The 2,535-nt window shown below is 71.1% G+C and carries 3 protein-coding genes; all 3 read right to left on the bottom strand.

Annotated elements, in window-relative coordinates; translation table 11 throughout:
• Nucleotides 1-30 precede the first annotated feature (30 nt).
• From FOY91_RS21105 to FOY91_RS21095, 3 genes are read right to left on the bottom strand one after another with little or no spacing between them, the layout of a single operon-like run.
• The gene (locus tag FOY91_RS21105; RefSeq protein WP_145155999.1) at nucleotides 31-801 is read right to left on the bottom strand and encodes a tetratricopeptide repeat protein; all 771 of its coding nucleotides are present in this window, start codon (nucleotides 799-801) and stop codon (nucleotides 31-33) included.
• Nucleotides 798-1,532 (bottom strand): alpha/beta fold hydrolase, encoded by a 735-nt coding sequence (locus FOY91_RS21100; protein WP_145155997.1) that lies wholly within the window; start codon nucleotides 1,530-1,532, stop codon nucleotides 798-800. Before FOY91_RS21100 ends, FOY91_RS21105 begins: the two co-directional genes overlap by 4 nt.
• A complete protein-coding gene (locus tag FOY91_RS21095) occupies nucleotides 1,529-2,164 on the bottom strand; it encodes a DedA family protein (protein WP_238995835.1) in 636 nt (211 codons plus the stop codon). The genes FOY91_RS21100 and FOY91_RS21095 overlap by 4 nt, the downstream gene beginning before the upstream one ends.
• Between the last annotated feature and the right edge of the window lie 371 nt (nucleotides 2,165-2,535).

Here is a 2,535-nt window from a genome sequence, read left to right as displayed (position 1 = left end):
TGTAGGGGCCGGGCGGGGCGGGGGAAAGCCTCAGTCGCGGGTCTTGGCGGCATCGCCGGGCGTGCCGGGATCGCTGGTCCTGCCCGCAAGTGCCATCGCGGCGGCGCGACCGGCGGGGCTTTCCGCATCCATGGCGGTCGCCCGCGTCCACGCCGCCTTCGCTTCATCCGCCTTGCCGAGCAGCGCGGAGATATTGCCCTGTTCGTAGGCGATCGGCGCTTCCTTCGGTGCAAGGCGGACGGCCTCGGCGATGTCCTTGGTGGCGCGCACGCCGTCGCCCTGCCGGCGGGCGAGCGTGGCGGAGAGCAGCCACGCCATCGGATCGCCCGGCACCAGCTTCAGCGCCGAATCAAGATCGGTGCGCGCGGCATCCATGTAGCCGACCGCCACCTGCGCGCGGGCGCGATCGAGGTACGCCTCGCCGCGCTGGGCCGACGACAGCACCGGCAGCGCGAGCGCCCGATCGAGAAAGCCGCGCGCCTTGCCGGCATCGTTATCGGCCAGCGCGGCGTTGCCGGCCTGCACCCACAGGGCGGCGGCGCGGCCGTCGCGCTGGATTTCCGCCTCGCGCGCGGCCTGCTCGAACGCGATCGACGCAGGACCGAAGCGTTCCTGCGCCGAATAGGCCAGGCCCAGGCACATGCGCGCGGGCAGCCCGCCACCGCCGACGCGCCACGCATCGGCCTGTGCCACGGCCTTGGCCGGATCCGTGCGGGCCAGCAGGGCGCAGGTATCGAAGCGGGTGGCGGTATCGGCCGGCGCGGTGGCGGTGGCGGCGAGAGCGAGCAGCAGCGGAATCAAAGGGCCTCCAGCAGCCTCTCGACGGTGGCGATCAGCAGGGCGATATCCTGCGGACGCGAGAGGCGATGGTCGCCATCCTTCACCAGATGCACCTGCACGTCGGCTGAACGGAGCGCGGCGGCAAGGCGCAGCGACACCTTCCACGGCACGTCCACGTCGGCCTGCCCGTGCAGCAGCCGCACCGGGCAGTCGAGCGGGATCGGCCCGCCGAGCAGCAGGTTCGCCTGCCCGCTCTCCCAGAAGGCGCGGGTGGTGACATAGGGCGCGTCGCCATAATCCGACGGTTCTTCGATCCGCCCGTCAGCGATCAGGCGCGTGCGCTGCGCTTCGTCGAAACCCCAGTCGGTGAAGTCGGGCGCGGCGGCGATGCCGACCAGCCCCGCCACCCGATCGGGCCGCGCCAGCGCCACCAGCAGCATCAGCCACCCGCCCATCGACGAGCCAACCAGCAGCAGCGGCCCGGAAGCGAGCGTATCGATCGCGTGCAGCACGTCGTCGCGCCAGCGGGTGAGCGTCCCGTCCTCGAACGCCCCCTCGCTGTCGCCGCAACCGGCATAATCCAGTCGCAGCATCGCCCGGCCATGCGTCGCGGCCCACGCATCGAGCGCGAGCGCCTTCGATCCCGTCATGTCGGACATGTAACCCGGCAGGAACACGATCGTCGGTGCCTCCCCCTGCCGGTGATCGACGGCGAGGCGCACCCCGTCCGGCCGGGCCAGCCGCCCGATCATGCCCGACCCGCCCGGCGGCGTGCCATGCGGCGGTAGATGAAATAACCGACCGCCAGCACGATGGAGACGCCGATGATGAGGTCCGCCCGGTGGAACAGCGCCTTGATCCGCGGATCGCTGTTCCAGTGGACGCCCAGCTCGCGCCCCACCCAGGCGAGGCCGAAGCACCACGGCCACGATCCGACGAAGGTATAGACGTGGAACCGCACCAGCGGCATCCGCGCCACGCCCGCCGGCAACGCGATGAACGAGCGCACCACCGGCAGCAGCCGCCCGATCAGCACGGCGATGCTGCCGAACCGCCTGAAGAAGCGCTCGGCGCGATCGAGATCGTGGGTGTCGACGAAGATGTATTTCCCCCACCGCTCCACCACCACGCGGCCGCCGTGGCGCCCGGCCTCGTAGGGCAGGATCGACCCGAGGTTGCAGCCGATCGCCCCGGCCGTCGCCACCAGCCACAGATCGAACCGCCCGGTCGAGACGAGGTAGCCCGAGAAGGGCATGATGACCTCCGACGGGAGCGGGATGCAGGCTGACTCGATCGCCATCAGCAGCACGATGCCGAGATACCCGGTGGCCGAGATGAACGCGACGATCAGGCCGGCCAGCCAGCCGAGGATGGTTTCGATCAGGTGCAAGGCAGTCTCCGGGGTGCGTTCAGCCTCCGCGATGCCGCGTGTGGGGGCGGAAAGCCAGCCCCCGTCGCCGAAGGATATGGATGATGAGGCGGCGATTCCGCTCCCCGGGCGAGGCCGGGCAGGGATGTGGCGCGGGCGCACCTCGTCCCTCGACTTCGTTCGGCACAGGGGGCGTGCACCATCCGCTCCTGATCGGCGCCCCGGGCCTTTTGCGGGGGCCACCGGGCGCCGTGCCCTGTCCCTGGTGGCGGTAGTGGCTGCGGCGCCGTGGATACCGGCGCAGGCCCGGCATGACGACTGCATGGCGAACCGGACATGCCGGGATGACCTGAGCCGCCGTTCCTACTAGATGCCCTCCCCATGAT

The organism is Alterirhizorhabdus solaris (assembly GCF_007785815.1).
In the GTDB taxonomy this organism is placed as follows: domain Bacteria; phylum Pseudomonadota; class Alphaproteobacteria; order Sphingomonadales; family Sphingomonadaceae; genus Alterirhizorhabdus; species Alterirhizorhabdus solaris.
The sequence above is the reverse complement of the archived record's forward strand: the minus strand, read 5'-3'. Positions and strand labels throughout refer to the sequence as shown.